This is a genomic window from Mesobacillus harenae, assembly GCF_013343715.1.
GTDB lineage: Bacteria > Bacillota > Bacilli > Bacillales > Cytobacillaceae > Mesobacillus_A > Mesobacillus_A harenae.
In genome coordinates this window covers 39,705-53,991 of record NZ_JABUNR010000022.1, presented here as the reverse complement: position 1 = coordinate 53,991, position 14,287 = coordinate 39,705, and the positions used below count along the sequence as shown (strand labels likewise).

The 14,287-nt window shown below is 39.3% G+C and carries 14 protein-coding genes; 10 read left to right on the top strand and 4 right to left on the bottom strand.

The features are described 5' to 3' along the window. Window positions 1-432: 432 nt before the first annotated feature. The 3 genes from HRJ06_RS20795 to HRJ06_RS20785 form a co-directional block, all read right to left on the bottom strand. Complete coding sequence (locus HRJ06_RS20795) at window positions 433-2,613, bottom strand: MMPL family transporter (protein ID WP_174734897.1); 2,181 nt, start codon at window positions 2,611-2,613, stop codon at window positions 433-435. A 226-nt stretch (window positions 2,614-2,839) separates the two neighbouring features. Next, window positions 2,840-3,091, bottom strand: a complete 252-nt coding sequence (locus HRJ06_RS20790; protein WP_174734896.1) for a sigma-G-dependent sporulation-specific acid-soluble spore protein CsgA — start codon at window positions 3,089-3,091, stop codon at window positions 2,840-2,842. A 5-nt stretch (window positions 3,092-3,096) separates the two neighbouring features. Next, on the bottom strand, window positions 3,097-3,297 hold the full coding sequence (locus HRJ06_RS20785; protein WP_174734895.1) for a hypothetical protein: 201 nt from the start codon (window positions 3,295-3,297) through the stop codon (window positions 3,097-3,099). 211 nt (window positions 3,298-3,508) lie between these two features. On the opposite strand from HRJ06_RS20785, the gene HRJ06_RS20780 reads away from it, so the two are divergent. The 7 genes from HRJ06_RS20780 to HRJ06_RS20750 all read left to right on the top strand — a co-directional run bounded on the left by HRJ06_RS20780 (window position 3,509) and on the right by HRJ06_RS20750 (window position 9,806). Further along, on the top strand, window positions 3,509-4,642 hold the full coding sequence (locus tag HRJ06_RS20780) for a zinc-dependent alcohol dehydrogenase (RefSeq protein WP_174734894.1): 1,134 nt from the start codon (window positions 3,509-3,511) through the stop codon (window positions 4,640-4,642). Between the two features lie 143 nt (window positions 4,643-4,785). Next, complete coding sequence (locus tag HRJ06_RS20775; RefSeq protein ID WP_174734893.1) at window positions 4,786-5,163, top strand: PH domain-containing protein; 378 nt, start codon at window positions 4,786-4,788, stop codon at window positions 5,161-5,163. A gap of 99 nt (window positions 5,164-5,262) precedes the next feature. Next, window positions 5,263-6,831, top strand: coding sequence for an alkaline phosphatase family protein (locus tag HRJ06_RS20770; protein ID WP_242035316.1), 1,569 nt, complete (start codon window positions 5,263-5,265; stop codon window positions 6,829-6,831). A 60-nt stretch (window positions 6,832-6,891) separates the two neighbouring features. Next, window positions 6,892-7,614, top strand: coding sequence for an endonuclease/exonuclease/phosphatase family protein (locus tag HRJ06_RS20765; RefSeq protein ID WP_174734892.1), 723 nt, complete (start codon window positions 6,892-6,894; stop codon window positions 7,612-7,614). A 279-nt stretch (window positions 7,615-7,893) separates the two neighbouring features. Next, the gene (locus HRJ06_RS20760; protein ID WP_338421133.1) at window positions 7,894-8,589 is read left to right on the top strand and encodes a GntR family transcriptional regulator; all 696 of its coding nucleotides are present in this window, start codon (window positions 7,894-7,896) and stop codon (window positions 8,587-8,589) included. Window positions 8,590-8,646: 57 nt separating this feature from the next. Beyond that, complete coding sequence (locus tag HRJ06_RS20755; protein ID WP_174734890.1) at window positions 8,647-9,258, top strand: sterol desaturase family protein; 612 nt, start codon at window positions 8,647-8,649, stop codon at window positions 9,256-9,258. Window positions 9,259-9,632: 374 nt separating this feature from the next. Beyond that, the gene (locus tag HRJ06_RS20750) at window positions 9,633-9,806 is read left to right on the top strand and encodes a hypothetical protein (RefSeq protein ID WP_174734889.1); all 174 of its coding nucleotides are present in this window, start codon (window positions 9,633-9,635) and stop codon (window positions 9,804-9,806) included. Window positions 9,807-9,948: 142 nt separating this feature from the next. On the opposite strand, the gene HRJ06_RS20745 is transcribed toward HRJ06_RS20750, so the two are convergent. Continuing rightward, window positions 9,949-10,137 carry a hypothetical protein gene (locus tag HRJ06_RS20745; protein WP_174734888.1) on the bottom strand — a complete coding sequence of 63 codons (189 nt, stop codon included), beginning with the start codon at window positions 10,135-10,137 and terminating at the stop codon, window positions 9,949-9,951. A 357-nt stretch (window positions 10,138-10,494) separates the two neighbouring features. Between HRJ06_RS20745 and HRJ06_RS20740 the strand changes: the two genes are divergently transcribed. The 3 genes from HRJ06_RS20740 to HRJ06_RS20730 all read left to right on the top strand — a co-directional run bounded on the left by HRJ06_RS20740 (window position 10,495) and on the right by HRJ06_RS20730 (window position 13,922). Then, window positions 10,495-11,475: a ring-cleaving dioxygenase gene (locus HRJ06_RS20740; protein ID WP_174734887.1), complete on the top strand. Its 981-nt coding sequence runs from the start codon at window positions 10,495-10,497 to the stop codon at window positions 11,473-11,475. Window positions 11,476-11,489: 14 nt separating this feature from the next. Then, window positions 11,490-12,101 (top strand): alpha/beta hydrolase, encoded by a 612-nt coding sequence (locus HRJ06_RS20735; protein ID WP_174734886.1) that lies wholly within the window; start codon window positions 11,490-11,492, stop codon window positions 12,099-12,101. Between the two features lie 840 nt (window positions 12,102-12,941). After that, window positions 12,942-13,922, top strand: coding sequence for an MBL fold metallo-hydrolase (locus tag HRJ06_RS20730; RefSeq protein WP_174734900.1), 981 nt, complete (start codon window positions 12,942-12,944; stop codon window positions 13,920-13,922). Window positions 13,923-14,287: the final 365 nt, after the last annotated feature.

Here is a 14,287-nt window from a genome sequence, read left to right as displayed (position 1 = left end):
GTTCTTTTATCTGAAAATCGGTATATAAATTCTTCCCCATGATACTCCTCCGTCCCCTCAATAATTCTATTGAAACACAAAAAACCCCGTATAAGGGACACTTTTTTATCAGTGTCCGTTATACGGGGTATAGCTCAATGTTCGCATTCCGAACCCCTTTTATTTAATTAATAACACTAGCCATCAGCTTTTAACCCTGCACATGCCAATTGGCCCTTTTTAAGTTCTCGAAGGGTTTCCACCAATTCTTGTTTGCCAAGTTGTTTTCTATTTACAAGAGGCTTTGCTTTCTTCAAGTTAAGTTAGAAATCTTGGTTGAGCGTAGGGAAAAGCACGAAGATTTCTCGAAAAAGCATTCGTATTTTCTTTGTAGTAAGCTGATTTGTTTATGTCAACCCAATGTTCTGCAAGGAGGGTATCCTTATTCCTTTTTCAATGAGAATTTTTACTGGCTTGAGCTATTTTTACAGGTTTCTTTTGCAGCCCGAAGAACCACCAGTTCCAATCACCGAGAAGCTTCATTAAGGCTGGAACAAGCACCATCCGGACGATGGTGGCATCAATAAATATGGCGAGTGCAATTCCTATACCAATTTGCTTAACCGGCACGACACCAGTAAAGGCAAATGCGCCTGTAACCACAATCATGATAGCAGCAGCAGATGTAATGATTTTGCTTGTTGACGTTAGACCAATATATGTGGCCTGGTCGTTATCCCCTGTTTCGTGGTAAACCTCCTGAATCCGTGATATAAGAAATACCTCGTAATCCATCGATAGTCCAAACACCAGGCTAAACACAAAAACAGGGAGAATCAACGCGATGCTTGTAGGCTCAATGCCAAGGTGACCCTCCTGGAAGATCCAAACGACAATTCCAAATGTCGCAGCGAGGCTTAAAATATTCATTATTATTGCCTTTAAAGGAATTAAAATAGACCTAAAGGCGATCATTAAAATAATAAAGGTTGAAACTAAAATTAGCAGTAAACCTTGAGGAGCCTTTTCGTAAATTTCATCAAAGATTTCTTGTTCGAATTTAATACTTCCTCCAAAAAAGGTTGTTACACCTAAGTCTTTATTTGACCAGTTTCTAATCCATTCCTGAGCCTGGCGGGAGGTTAACTCTTCTTTTAAATAAACGTTCACACGCATTTTATCCCCTGCTGTATAGTTATCCAGAATCGGGGCTAAAGGACTGTTCCCCTCTTGGCTGGCAGCTTGAGCAAAAGAGGCTGGGTCCTGGATTCCTGATAAAGAAAAGGGGGATTCAACTTCAGATACGTCCTCATCAGCTAAAAGCAAATCAGTGACTGTTTTGATATCTTCTAGAGAAGCTGAAGTCAAGACGGCTCTGTCGGTCTCAAAAATGATGGTGACATGTTTATCATCCTGTCTGTCAGCAGGTATAAACTTTTCAGTAAATGTTTCATAGGCTATTCTTGATTGATAGGTTTCAGGGAGTGAATCTGTCCCTGGAATCGAAAGGTTTATATCTTTTACGGGTATTAATCCGACGATCAAAATGAAAAGGGCAGTTAAGGCCATGATGAGCGGCTTTTTCATAACGAACTTGGCAAACGAGCTCCATATTCCGGCCTGGCGGCTATTTGCTTTGAAAATACTTAAGGCATTTATCTTATGGCCTAATAATCCTAACAAAGCAGGAAGTAAAGTTATTGCCGATAAGGCAGCAACTAGAACAACTGCCATACCCCCAAGGGCTACATTTTGAAAAATATCAATCTGAATAAACATTAGACCAAGTAAACCAATAAATACACATAATCCAGAAAATACGATAGAACGACCTGCTGTTAACACAGTAATCTGAACGGCTTCCTGTGTTGTTCTTGTTTTGATTTCCTCTTTAAATCGATTTATGACCAAAAGGGCAAAATCAATACTTAAGGCAAGGCCAATCATAGGAACAATATTCAGCACAAAAATAGATAGGCTGAAGGAGTAGCTCAGAAAGTAAACAATCCCCATTGTAGTCAATATGGACACGACACCAATAACTAGTGGTATACCTGCTGCAACAAGCCCTCCAAAGGCCAGAATGAGCACGATTAGTGCAATGGGCAATCCAATTGATTCTGCCTTTACTAAATCCTTTTGGCTGGCCTCATTTAAATCCTGGACAATAACAGGTTCCCCGGTCATTGTTACCTTCAATCCAGGTTCGTTTTTAAGCAATTGATCAAGATCGTTAATCGTATCGCCTAGTTCACTGGAATCTTTTTCAAACAGCAGCAATGCATAGGAGGTATTGTCAGTTATCATACCTTCACGGTCAAAAGGAGAGACAGTGCCCTCAAGGTCGGTGATATTTCGAGTGTTATCCAGCGTGTCATTTATGTATGTATGCCAGTCATCTTCGCTGACTGAATTCTCTTTTTCAAAAAGCAGAATTATCGTTGACTTTGCCTGTTCAAAGTCTTCGTCAAGAATTTGCCTGGTCTCTTTGTATTCCCCATCAAACTCAAAACCATTGCCACTTAGGACAGATGGCAGTTGTAATGCAAAGAAACCAAAAGCAATAATGATGAAAGCCCAAATTCCAATAACTGTCTTTTTATATTTAAAAGATAAATGTCCAATTAATTTCATAAAATCCCCCTGGCAGAACTTTAGAATTGAATGCTGGCATTGCCCTTGAGCCAATTTTTTAAAAAGCTGTACAGAGCCAATTAATATTTTAACATTCTACCAAACAAATTTCTTATGTTACGTCTGTTTTTTCTATTGAATTTTATAATTAGGGAATTTAGAAAAGATTCCGCTAATCTAATAGCAAAAAAGGGACCGGATTTAAAATCTCGGTCCCAATTTAATATTAAAAGAGCAGCTCGTACACCTCATTTAATTCGTCTGCCCGTTTATCATCTTGGGCTTCTTTGGCGTGATTGATTTCATCAGGCAGAATTTTATTGAGAAACTGAATTTCAGTTTCATCAAGGATCCTAACAAACGCACCCTCTGATTTAAAATCATAGTGTTCAATTTTATTGTAAATATCTTTGCTTTTAGGGTGTACCTCTGTGTAATTAGCTAAAATTTCTCTTAAATATCCTAGGGTATGATCCATTGTATCTACTCCTCAAAGTATTCCTTAAATGCATTTGTATCTGTTAGTTTTCTGTTTTCATAATACGGATTATCCTCTGTTGGTTCTTTTGGATCTAGGTTCGTTTTTATCACAAGCATGGGAGAAGGGGTATGCTCAGCAATAACCCTGTCTTCCAATTCTTTAAAGTCAGGCATGTTTTCATTTCCAGGCGTTTTTGGCTCCATAAAGTTGCACCTCCTAAAATTAGGTTGCAGTATTTTTTGATAAATATGTATGTTTTCGAACGCAGGAAAAATCATAGACAAAAACAGTTGAATGCGATAAAAGCAGTTTTTTTTAGAGTTTTTCAGGGTACTTTTTTATAAAGGAAAAATTTGTGTGAATTGAGGATCGCTTTACGATTTTTTTGACTAAATTATGTTAGGAGTGTGCTCATTGAAAGCAGTAACTGTACAGGGCTCTAATGATATTAAGGTAAAAGAAGTGGATGTTCCGAGTATAAAAGACAAAGATGATATCATCGTAAGGATTACATCGACAGGCATCTGCGGTTCTGATCTGCACCTTTATCTTGGTGCGATTCCGGTACGTCCAGGCTATATTATTGGTCACGAACCAATGGGGATCGTAGAAGAGGTAGGTCCTGGTGTATCAAAAATTAAAAAAGGTGATCGAGTGGTCATACCTTTTAATGTTTCGTGTGGGCATTGCTACTTCTGTCATCATGACATGGAAAGTCAATGCGATAATGCTAACGACTACAAGGATACAGGAGGGCTGCTCGGCTACTCCGAACAATACGGCAATCATCCAGGAGGCCAGGCAGAATACTTAAGGGTTCCGTTCGGAGATTTTGCTGCTTTTAAAGTTCCCCAATCATGCGAGCTAGAAGACGAGTACCTTCTTTTTTTATCGGATGTTGTTCCAACAGCCTATTGGAGTGTAGAGCATGCTGGCGTAAAGCCGGGAGATACTGTAATTGTTCTCGGATGCGGCCCGATTGGTCTTATGACACAAAAATTTGCCTGGAAAAAAGGCGCTAAACGAGTTATTGCCGTCGACCATGTTAATTATCGAATGAACCACGCTAAAGCTACGAATAATGTTGAAACACTTGATTTTACCCAGCATGATGATGCTGGTAAATATCTTCAGGAAATCACTCAGGGCGGGGCGGATGTTGTCATTGATTGTGTAGGTATGGACGGGAAGAAGTCAGCCATAGAAAAGGTTGAGCAGAAACTAAAACTTCAGGGTGGAACTTTAAGCGCAATCCAGATAGCGACCAGTGCAGTCAGAAAGTTTGGCACAGTTCAAATAACCGGCGTTTATGGATTGACGTACAATATGTTCCCTCTCGGACGTTTCTTTGAACGCAATGTTACACTTAAAATGGGACAGGCTCCTGTTGTCCATTTCATGCCGAAACTTTACGATATGATCATTAATGAGGAAATCAATCCGACCGATATTATCACGCACAGGCTGCCCCTTTCAGATGCAGCTCACGCATATAAAATATTCAATGACCGGACAGATGACTGCATCAAAGTAGTCCTTAAACCTTAATCTCAGTTGAGATGAAGGGCATGGAATTGTTTCATGCCCGTTTATTTATGATTACTTGTGCTAAGCTTTCACTTATAAAAAAGGATTAAAGCAGATAGGGAAGAATAAGAATGAGTGTGTAGAAATTAATAGGAGGAGATTATATGGGTTTTTTGGATGGTTTAATGGGAAATGTATCAGAGGTCGATAGTAAAAATGTTGAGCGGGAATTAGAAGCTATTATTGCGGTAAATGAGCGGGTGGAAAAAGCCTATAAGCTTATTAGGGATTTAATTGTATTTACCAATACAAGGCTAATTTTAATCGATAAACAAGGGATGACAGGAAAGAAGGTGGAGTACCATTCAATCCCTTATAAAAGTGTAGCTCACTTTAGTGTTGAAACAGCCGGCACCTTTGACATGGATGCTGAATTAAAAATTTGGATATCTGGTATGGCCTCGCCAATAACGAAACAATTCAAAAAGGATACAAGCATTTATGATGTTCAAAAAGCACTTGCAACATATGTGGCAAAATAGAAGTAATGAAGCCTGATTAGTAGGGCTTCTTTTTTTGTGGCATTTTTTGAATAATTGGTTTGAATAAATGACAGGATAACCTATAAAGGAGGGGCTTTTTTGAAATATGCAGGCGTCTTTTTTATTTTTATTGCAGCCATTCTATTGTTATATTGGTTGATTCATGCATCTTGGACAGGTAAAACGAAGGCGCTGCCACAGTTAAACCATGAACCCGAAAAGCCGGTAATTGTAATTATAGTAGACTCTCTTATGGATGTTCCTTTGCAAAACGCAATGAAAACAGGACAAACACCAGCAATGGAGTTTCTGATTGAAAATGGCAGTTATGAACCAAATGTAGTTAGTGGTTTTCCAACAATGTCAGTTTCACTGGATAGTACACTTTTAACAGGCAAGTACCCTGACGAGCATAAAGTCCCGGCTCTCGTATGGTTTAACCAGAAGGAGAATCAATTTGTCAGTTACGGAAGCGCAAGGTCTGAGATTATGAAAGTGGGGGTAACAAAGATTCTTGAAAATAGCTTGTATCATTTGAATAACACTCACCTTAGCAAAGGTGTTAAGACAATTCATGAAGATATGAACGAAGCCGGCTTACAAACCGCTTCTATCAATGCCCTTATGTACCGGGCTAATACGGAGAAGGAATTTAACTTTCCTTGGTTCTTCAACCCATTATCAAAGGACCAGCAAATTAAAGCACCGGATTTTTTCAGCTTTGGAATATTGTCTAAATATAAGAAAGGCAATAAGCATACCCACGCTTGGAAGGGTTTTGGAATTAATGATACGTTTGCTGCAGAAGAATTAAGCTATCTGATTGAACAGAATAAACTCCCATCTTTTTCGCTCGTTTATTTTTCAAATAACGATAAAAAGGTTCATAAAAAAGGTATTCAGGAGACTCAGGGCATTATTGATGCGGATAAGGAGCTGCAAAAGGTGCTAAACACTTATCCATCCTGGAGTGAGGCCATTAAAAGTAATATCTGGGTGGTAATGGGTGACAGCGGACAAACAGCCGTCCTAAATGAAAAAGAAACAGCACTGATTGACTTGAGGTCCATCTTAAATAACTATCAGATTTATGAGATTAGTAAACCAATCCAAAAGGATGATCAAATAGTACTCGGGTTAAATGAACGGATGAGTTTTATTTACCTTCTGGATTCCCAGATTCAAAGAAATTATGTTATTGACCAGTTAAAAACTGATAACCGAATTGCTAATATCTCATGGCAGGATGGGGAAAGGATCAGAGTGATCTCACCAGACAGCAGCTCAGGACTTTCGTTTAAACGAGGAGGACCACTTAAAGATTGTTATGACCAAACTTGGACGGTTGAAGGGAATCTTGCAGTACTGGATTTAACCATTCAAGCTGACGGAATCCTCGGATACCATGATTATCCAGATGGCCTTGAGCGTTTATACACTTCTTTTCATTCCCACGAAGGTGAGTTTCTAATTGTTAATGCGAAGCCGGGTTATGAATTTATTGGAGAGGGCTCACCAACCCATATTGGAGGCGGAAGCCATGGGTCTTTGCACAAGCAGGATACATTGTTTCCAATGATTATTGCTGGTACAGACTCAAAGCCCAAATACAACCGGATCGTTGATCTAAAAGAATGGTTTATGTCGCTTGCTAACCCAAACAAGTAGGGTGCTTTAAAGATTATTGATTTTAACATTACTCATTTATTAAGTGAGGCAGGTTTAGCTATGGGAACAAAAGTGATGACTTATAATATCCATCACGGAAAAGGTCTGGATAAACAAGTTAACCTCGATCGAATTTGTAAGGTAATTGACAGAAGTAACGCCGATATAATCGGCTTGAACGAAGTTGATTTCAATTTCTCGGAGAGAAGCAGGTATGCTCATCAAATCCAGACACTTGCAGATAAATTAAAGTATGATTATGCTTTCAGCCCGTCAGTAACTATTAAAGCTCAAAACGGTCAAATCCGTCAGTATGGAAATGGAATTCTGTCGAGATTTCCAATTGGAACAATAAAGTCGCACCCTTTCAACTTTGTGTCTGGAATGATTGAGGGGCGCTCGATGCTGGAAGCTTCAATTGAGATAAATGGAAAGCAGGCTGACTTTTTTGTTACTCATTTGAGCCTTAACCCATTCCTTCATAAAAAACAGTCCAATAGCATTATCGAAATAGCCAATAAAAAGCAAGGTCCCCTAGTGCTGATGGGTGATTGGAATATGAAGCCATCCACTTGGAAGTGGAATCGGATTGCAAGCCACTTTACTGATGTTTGGAGTAAAACAGGCAAAGCGGATGGAGCTACTTTTCCTGCCCGGAGGCCGGTCATGAGGCTTGACTACCAATTTGTAAATAAACAGGTTGAGGTTATTGACTGCATGGTGTTTGCCGAAATACCTGAAGCATCCGATCATTTGCCAGTGTTATCTACCCTAGTAATTTAATTAACATTTAATGATCATGCAGCCTCGAGATACAATTTACGAGGGAAAAGCGAATTTCGACGAGACGCGTCTTCCATTACAGTCCAGGCGGCCGCATAGGTTAACAATGAACGTAAAAAGGCTATGCAAGTGGATCATAAAGGAAGTGACTTGTTAATGGAGACTTTGCCAAAAGTCTCCTTTTTTATGGAATTAGATGTTGACTAATTATTCTGAACATTTTAATATTAACTGGTAATACCAATTTGGAAAGTGGTATTACCAAAAGGAGGTGGTGAAGTGGAAGCTGAGCGATCGTCTGATTTGGTGGAAAAGAAACTAATAAAGGAAATTCTAGATGGGCGATTTCCTGTCGGTAAGCCATTGCTATCAGAGAGGGAGTTATCAGTCATTTACCGGGTAGGCAGACCGACAATTAGGGAGGCGCAGCAAAGGTTAGCAAGGGACGGCTGGATCACGTTTCGGAAGGGTCTTCCTGCAATAGTAAACGATTATTGGGAGAGCGGAAACCTTACTACAATCGTGAATATTATTGACCAAATGGAGCTTATACCCGACGCATTTATTATCTACTTGCTTGAACTAAGAACATCATTAGCTCCTGTTTACATTAGAGAGGCTATCACTTGCCAGCCGTTAAAAGTTGCAGCTGTTTTGGCAGAATCGGCGGATCTGGAAGATACCAAGGAGAGTTATGCAGCTTTTGACTGGAAGCTGCAAAAGCGACTTGCCAGCTTATGTCCCAATCCTATCTATTTATTGATACTAAACAGCTTCGATAATTTTTATATAAGAATGGCTGAAGCTTATTTTGAAAACAGCTATTTACGAAAGATTTCTACCGAGTATTATCAGGAACTTTTACAAATTGCAATAAAAAGAGATGGAGAGGGGGCTGAAATCGCCGTAAAAAAAATTATGGGTACCAGCACTGAGTTATGGAAAAACAAGAGCAGTTTGAAAGTTAATATATAAAGAGTTTAAGTTTTCAAAGGACAATTTTATGTGAAATAAGAATGAGGAGGAGTTTGAATGGAGCGTTTGTACAGGGACTTTTTTTTCTTCCCGGATATATCTATTTTAATTAGTCTGTTAGTTGCCGGAGTAGGAATTGCTGCCTGGCAGGGAATTACCCTTTATATGTCGATCTTTTTTCTGGTGGGTATGTTTTCATTTGCCTTTAGTGAGTATTTAACTCATCGGTATTTCTTTCATATTAAGACACCAAAGAATCCTTTCTTTTTAAAATTTATGAAGCGTATCCATTATGATCACCATACAGACCCCAAAGATTTAAAGCTTCTGTTTTTGCCTTTGTGGTACAGCCTTCCTAACTTTTTTATTTTCTCAGGTATCTTTTATTATTTATCAAAAAATATAATGGTAACTTTGTCCTTTGGACTTGGTCTGATTGCCATGCTGCTGGTTTATGAATGGAAACACTACGTGGCACACCGGCCAATCAAGCCTAAAACAAAATTTGGACAGTGGGCCAAGAAAATGCATACCCTACATCATTATAAGAACGAGAATTACTGGTATGGAGTCAGCAGTCCGTTAATGGATGTCCTCTTTGGGACGCTGAAGGAAGAAAAAGAAGTTAAGTTAAGCGAAACGGCGAGAGATCTTCAAAAACGGGCCTAGACACACAAATATTTACTTACTAGCTTTTTTAGCAGGTAGGAGTCTTGAGTGTTTGGAGCTGGAAGTATTAAGGGTTCACATAGCTCCAAACAACAGCAGGCAAACGAGGATTTTGCGAGTTTGCCTTTATGGCGTCTGCTTAGGCAGACATTTTTTTAATTTAAAAACAATATAAATATCATCCTGTATTTTGGATAAATTATTAAAATAGCCTGCAGTGCCCTTTAAGGTATATAGGAGCAGACGACAAATACTTCAATTGAAAAAACCTTCCAAAATGTTTTTGGGCGTTAATTCAGCAAAGCTTGCGGATTTATGAGATAATAAAGGGAAGTGATTTAACAAATCCCATCTAAAGAAAGAGGGAAAAGGTATTGAAACAAAAAAAGAGTTTTAAAAGTGGCGACAAAGTAACGATTAAGAATTCGGGCGAAACAGTAACCATTAGCAAATGCAGCTATGTGGCAAACATGAAACGGTATTCTTATACCGTAAAAGAGTACCCCAATACTTTCTATTTTGAGGAAGAAATTGAACAAGTGAAATAAGTGCACAACAACAATAGATGATAGCATTCTGTGTTTGCGTTTAATATTCGTATAACTAGTTCATTGTTGTGAGAGATCCGTTCTGGGTCTTTTTTGTTTGTGAAAAAGAAATGGCCGCCGAATCATTTCGGTGGCCATTATTTTAGGTTTCTTCTGGATCTGAAAATCCATCCTCTGCTGCTGCACGCAGTTCTTTATAAAATAGCTCATTATTACATGTTAATTTATCGTGTTCGCCGCTTTGTTTAAGAAAGTTTATTATTTCATGAGTATTGGCGCCAATATTTTGGAGTGCGCTGGTTAATTCCTCGTCGTTATCTTTATTCTGCATATAACATCCTCCTTTTTTATAGGATATCCTTATGCAAGTTTTATTATGACCCGGCCCTAATCTAAAGGTTATATATGAAAAAATGCTAGATCCAATAAAAAAAGACACCCAAAAGGTGTCTTTTTTGCGTATTGAGGCGACAGACTGTACGCCACATCGTACATTTCCGCAAGGGAGTGTCTGTCGGCTTACACAACTCAGCTCATCGCTTAATTACTATACCACTATTGTAAGCGTGCCGGCAAGTGGAAAATGTTTACGGAAAGCTTGTATTTTCACAGGAAACAAACCGTTTATTTGCAATCTATATTTAGTTAAGCCAAAATAAAGTAAAGAAAATTAAAGGTGTGAACTGACATGAATTTTAGACCGCTAAAAGGGCAGCATCATGTTTCAGCTATAACAGCTGATGCTGAAGGGAATTATAAATTCTATACAAAAATCCTTGGCCTAAGGCTTGTGAAAAAGACAGTCAATCAGGACGATACATCTGTGTACCATTTATTTTATGCTGACGAAAGAGGGAATCCGGGTACAGACTTAACATTTTTTGAAATCCCGCGTGCAGGACAAACTCGTTATGGAACGAATAGTATTTCGCTTACAAGTTTAAGGGTGCCCGATGATGAGTCATTGCACTACTGGATAAACCGCTTTGATGCACATGAAGTCAGACATGATGGCATCGAGGAAAGGGGCGGGCGAAAGACCTTATCGTTCCGGGACTTTGAGGGCCAGCGCCTGATGCTCGTTTCGGATGAGAATAATAAAGGCGTAAAAGGAGGAAACCCTTGGAATAAAAGTCCTGTTCCAAACGAGCATGGAATCCGCGGTCTCGGACCAGTAATACTGACTGTCGGCAGTTTTGAAAAAACGGCAGCTGTGTTAACTCAAATTTTAGGATATCGCCAAACAAGCCAATACCCATCAGTTGCAGAAGGGCAGCGGGATATTGTAGTTTATGAAACGGGCGAGGGAGGTACTGGGGCGGAGGTACATCTCGAAGAACGAACCGACCTTCCAGCTGAAAGGCCAGGTAGAGGAAGCATCCATCATGTAGCATTCCGTGTTGAGAACACTGAAGAGCTTAATAAATGGGTAGAATTACTTAAGGAGTTAAAGATTCCTAGTTCGGGATTTGTGGAACGGTATTATTTCCGGTCACTCTATTTCAGGGAGCCAAACGGAATCCTTTTTGAACTCGCCACAGATGGTCCAGGGTTTGAAGGAGATGAGCCTTTTGAACAACTCGGCGAAAATTTGGCCTTGCCTCCGTATTTGGAGAATCAAAGAGAGTCGATAGAAGCTAAACTAAAACCTTTAGATACTAAAGAATAAGGGGCGATTTTTTAATGGAACATATCTTTATAAAAGGAAAAAATGAACAAGGACCTGTACTGCTTCTCTTACATGGTACAGGAGGAAACGAACGAGATCTTCTTCCCTTAGCTGAGATGATTGCACCAGGAGCCTCTGTTCTCGGTGTCAGAGGCAATGTACTGGAAAATGGGATGCCACGGTTCTTTCGAAGGCTTTCTGAAGGGGTCTTTGATGAGGAAGACTTGGTCTTTCGGACAAAAGAACTAAATCAATTTATTGATGAAATGGCCGGAAAATTTAAGTTTAAACGAGATGAAGTCGTAGCGATCGGCTATTCAAATGGTGCAAATATTGCTGCCAGCCTTTTATATCACTTTGAAAATGTGTTAAAAGGCGCCATACTTTTTCACGCCATGGTGCCGCTGAAAAATGTAAAACTTCCTAATCTGGAAGGCACTCCTGTTTTCATAGGTGCAGGCAAGAGAGATCCGTTAATCCCTGCGGATGAAACAAGGGAATTGGCTGAAGTGCTGCGAGAAGCCGGGGGAGAGGTAACCGAGCATTGGGGCGAAGGCGGACATGAGCTAACAAGGGAAGAAGTCGACCAGGCCAAAATGTGGTTTGAAGGACATTATTCTAAATAAATAAAGCTAGCAAGAGAACTATAGGTCCGAAAAAACCAGGCATGCCATCAAATTGGCTGTCTGGTTTTATTTTCATTTCGTGCTACTTAAAAGGCTTTATGGCATTCAAACAATATATTTACTACTTTAGGTCAATAACTGTACTGTGTCTGTACCGTGGTCTATGGTGAATATAGCTGTTCACCAAAGGGTAAAAATCAGTATCTTTAATCGAAAATCAGCACAGCGAATTAAGGCCAGCCAAATCCTTTAGTTCAGGCCTTAAATCTTTTTCAGAGAACATAGGAAATCTAGTTTGAATTCTTCTTGCATTTTGTTGATCTTTTACAGATGAGACACTTAATCCATAAATATAGCCCATCCTAACCTTTTCATTCAGCAGTACCAGCTGGGATTCACAATATTCCAATCATCACCTGTAAAGAGAGAATCAGTGCTGGTCTGTCACAGACACTTTAACGGATTGATTGATCATCTTTGAGCGTTAGCGACCATCATCACTGATAAAACAGACTAAGCTAAGACAGCCATTATCCCAATAAAGAAAATAGAACATCCCCTTGAAGAAGCGCAGAGCAGAATTAATCACTGAATTTTAACGACTTTGTGTATTAAGTGTACCCTGGCGGAAAAAAACTTTCGGCCCTTTGAGAAATCTGTATGAATTTATCGGTATAAGGCGTAAATCTAACTGATCAACAAGAAAACCCAGAAATAAATATAATTTTCAAATAATTAAAAATTTTAGCAGGATTTCTTAAATGTTGATAGAACTTATACATAATATTAGATTGTCTAAAATATATTTTTCCACAGAAGCATTTTTGAAATACCTTTTCAATCTTATCTCTGGGGGAAAGGAGAGAGTGGCCTATCGTCAAAATAATAAAGCTTCAGCTCGAAACTCCTTTTGCAGAAGGATATGTAAATGCATTTGCCGCAATAGGTGAAACGGCTACGTTAATCGATACCGGCAACCCAGGGAAAAAGTCGTTTTTAGAATTTAAGTCTCTGCTGAGACAAAACGGTCTTCAACTTTCAGATTTTGATCAGATCGTTTTAACACATATGCATACCGACCACTCAGGAGGTATCGAACTGATCCGGGAAGAAACTGATATACCCGTCTACATCCACGAACAGGCCAGTATCTCGATTAATGGAGGTAAGCTTGAGCACGAAAGGAACGAGACGTTTTACCACGGCTTTTTAAAGCAATGTGGAGCGGATGCCTCCATACATAAACATGCTCAGCGGTATCGTGAAATAAATTGGGGTAAAGTGCACTACATAAAAGATGGTGACAGGCTGCCTATTGGAGACGATTGGTTTGAGGTCGTTTATGTTCCGGGTCATAGTCAATCAGATATTCTGCTGTGGAATCCAAAGACAGGCGATGCGTTTTCAGGTGATCATTTAGTTGCAAACATGTCTGTCAATGCTTTTATAGAGCCGCCATACCCTGGAAGCACTGAGCGTCCCAAGCCTTTATTGCAATTTCGTGATTCACTTAAAAAAGTTAGGATGCTTCCACTCTGTACAGTTTATCCAGGACATGGCGAAGTGTTCATAAACCATCTTGATGGGATTGACAAACGGTTCTTGGAACAGGAAAAGCGCTTCCGATTTATAAGAGAAGCACTTAAAGATGGTGCCAAGTCTGTTTTTGAGATATGTAAAATCCTCTACCCTCAGTTGAAGGGTAAGATGATTTTCCTCGGGTTGTCCCAAATTCAGGGGCATTTAGATTTGTTGGAACTAAACGGTGAAGTAGAAGCCAATGAACGAGATTCTGTCTTTTTTTACAGGCTCGCTCAATAGCTTTTATGATAAATCTGAGCAGATATTGAAATACATACGCTGCCAGGATCTCCTGAGTAAGTAAGTCTAGGAGAATCAAAATTATTAGCAAGAAGCTTGGCTCGCTGGAAGGCAGGTGTATAACTATAGAAAATTGAAGGTACATTCTTAGCTTTATAAAAAGTTATAGCAAGTTAATAGATTAGGCGCTTTTATGCAGTTTTTACAGATTTATACAATCCCTCACCCATTTAGTTAACGCCAAAATGAAAGGGCTTACAAAACTCGAATCTTGCTGGAATTTGCTTAAGAGGGAACCAGGCCTGCATCAAGACTTAATTCTCAATAGATTTTTACAGCTGAAGGCAATGTATATAGGTTAAAAG

What these genes read in the sequence shown, in the direction of transcription:
- HRJ06_RS20795 (WP_174734897.1), bottom strand. Translation starts at nt 2,613, where the DNA reads ATGAAATTAATTGGACATTTATCTTTTAAATATAAAAAGACAGTTATT.
- HRJ06_RS20790 (WP_174734896.1), bottom strand. Translation starts at nt 3,091, where the DNA reads ATGGATCATACCCTAGGATATTTAAGAGAAATTTTAGCTAATTACACA.
- HRJ06_RS20785 (WP_174734895.1), bottom strand. Translation starts at nt 3,297, where the DNA reads ATGGAGCCAAAAACGCCTGGAAATGAAAACATGCCTGACTTTAAAGAA.
- HRJ06_RS20775 (WP_174734893.1), top strand. Translation starts at nt 4,786, where the DNA reads ATGGGTTTTTTGGATGGTTTAATGGGAAATGTATCAGAGGTCGATAGT.
- HRJ06_RS20765 (WP_174734892.1), top strand. Translation starts at nt 6,892, where the DNA reads ATGGGAACAAAAGTGATGACTTATAATATCCATCACGGAAAAGGTCTG.
- HRJ06_RS20755 (WP_174734890.1), top strand. Translation starts at nt 8,647, where the DNA reads ATGGAGCGTTTGTACAGGGACTTTTTTTTCTTCCCGGATATATCTATT.
- HRJ06_RS20745 (WP_174734888.1), bottom strand. Translation starts at nt 10,137, where the DNA reads ATGCAGAATAAAGATAACGACGAGGAATTAACCAGCGCACTCCAAAAT.
- HRJ06_RS20740 (WP_174734887.1), top strand. Translation starts at nt 10,495, where the DNA reads ATGAATTTTAGACCGCTAAAAGGGCAGCATCATGTTTCAGCTATAACA.
- HRJ06_RS20735 (WP_174734886.1), top strand. Translation starts at nt 11,490, where the DNA reads ATGGAACATATCTTTATAAAAGGAAAAAATGAACAAGGACCTGTACTG.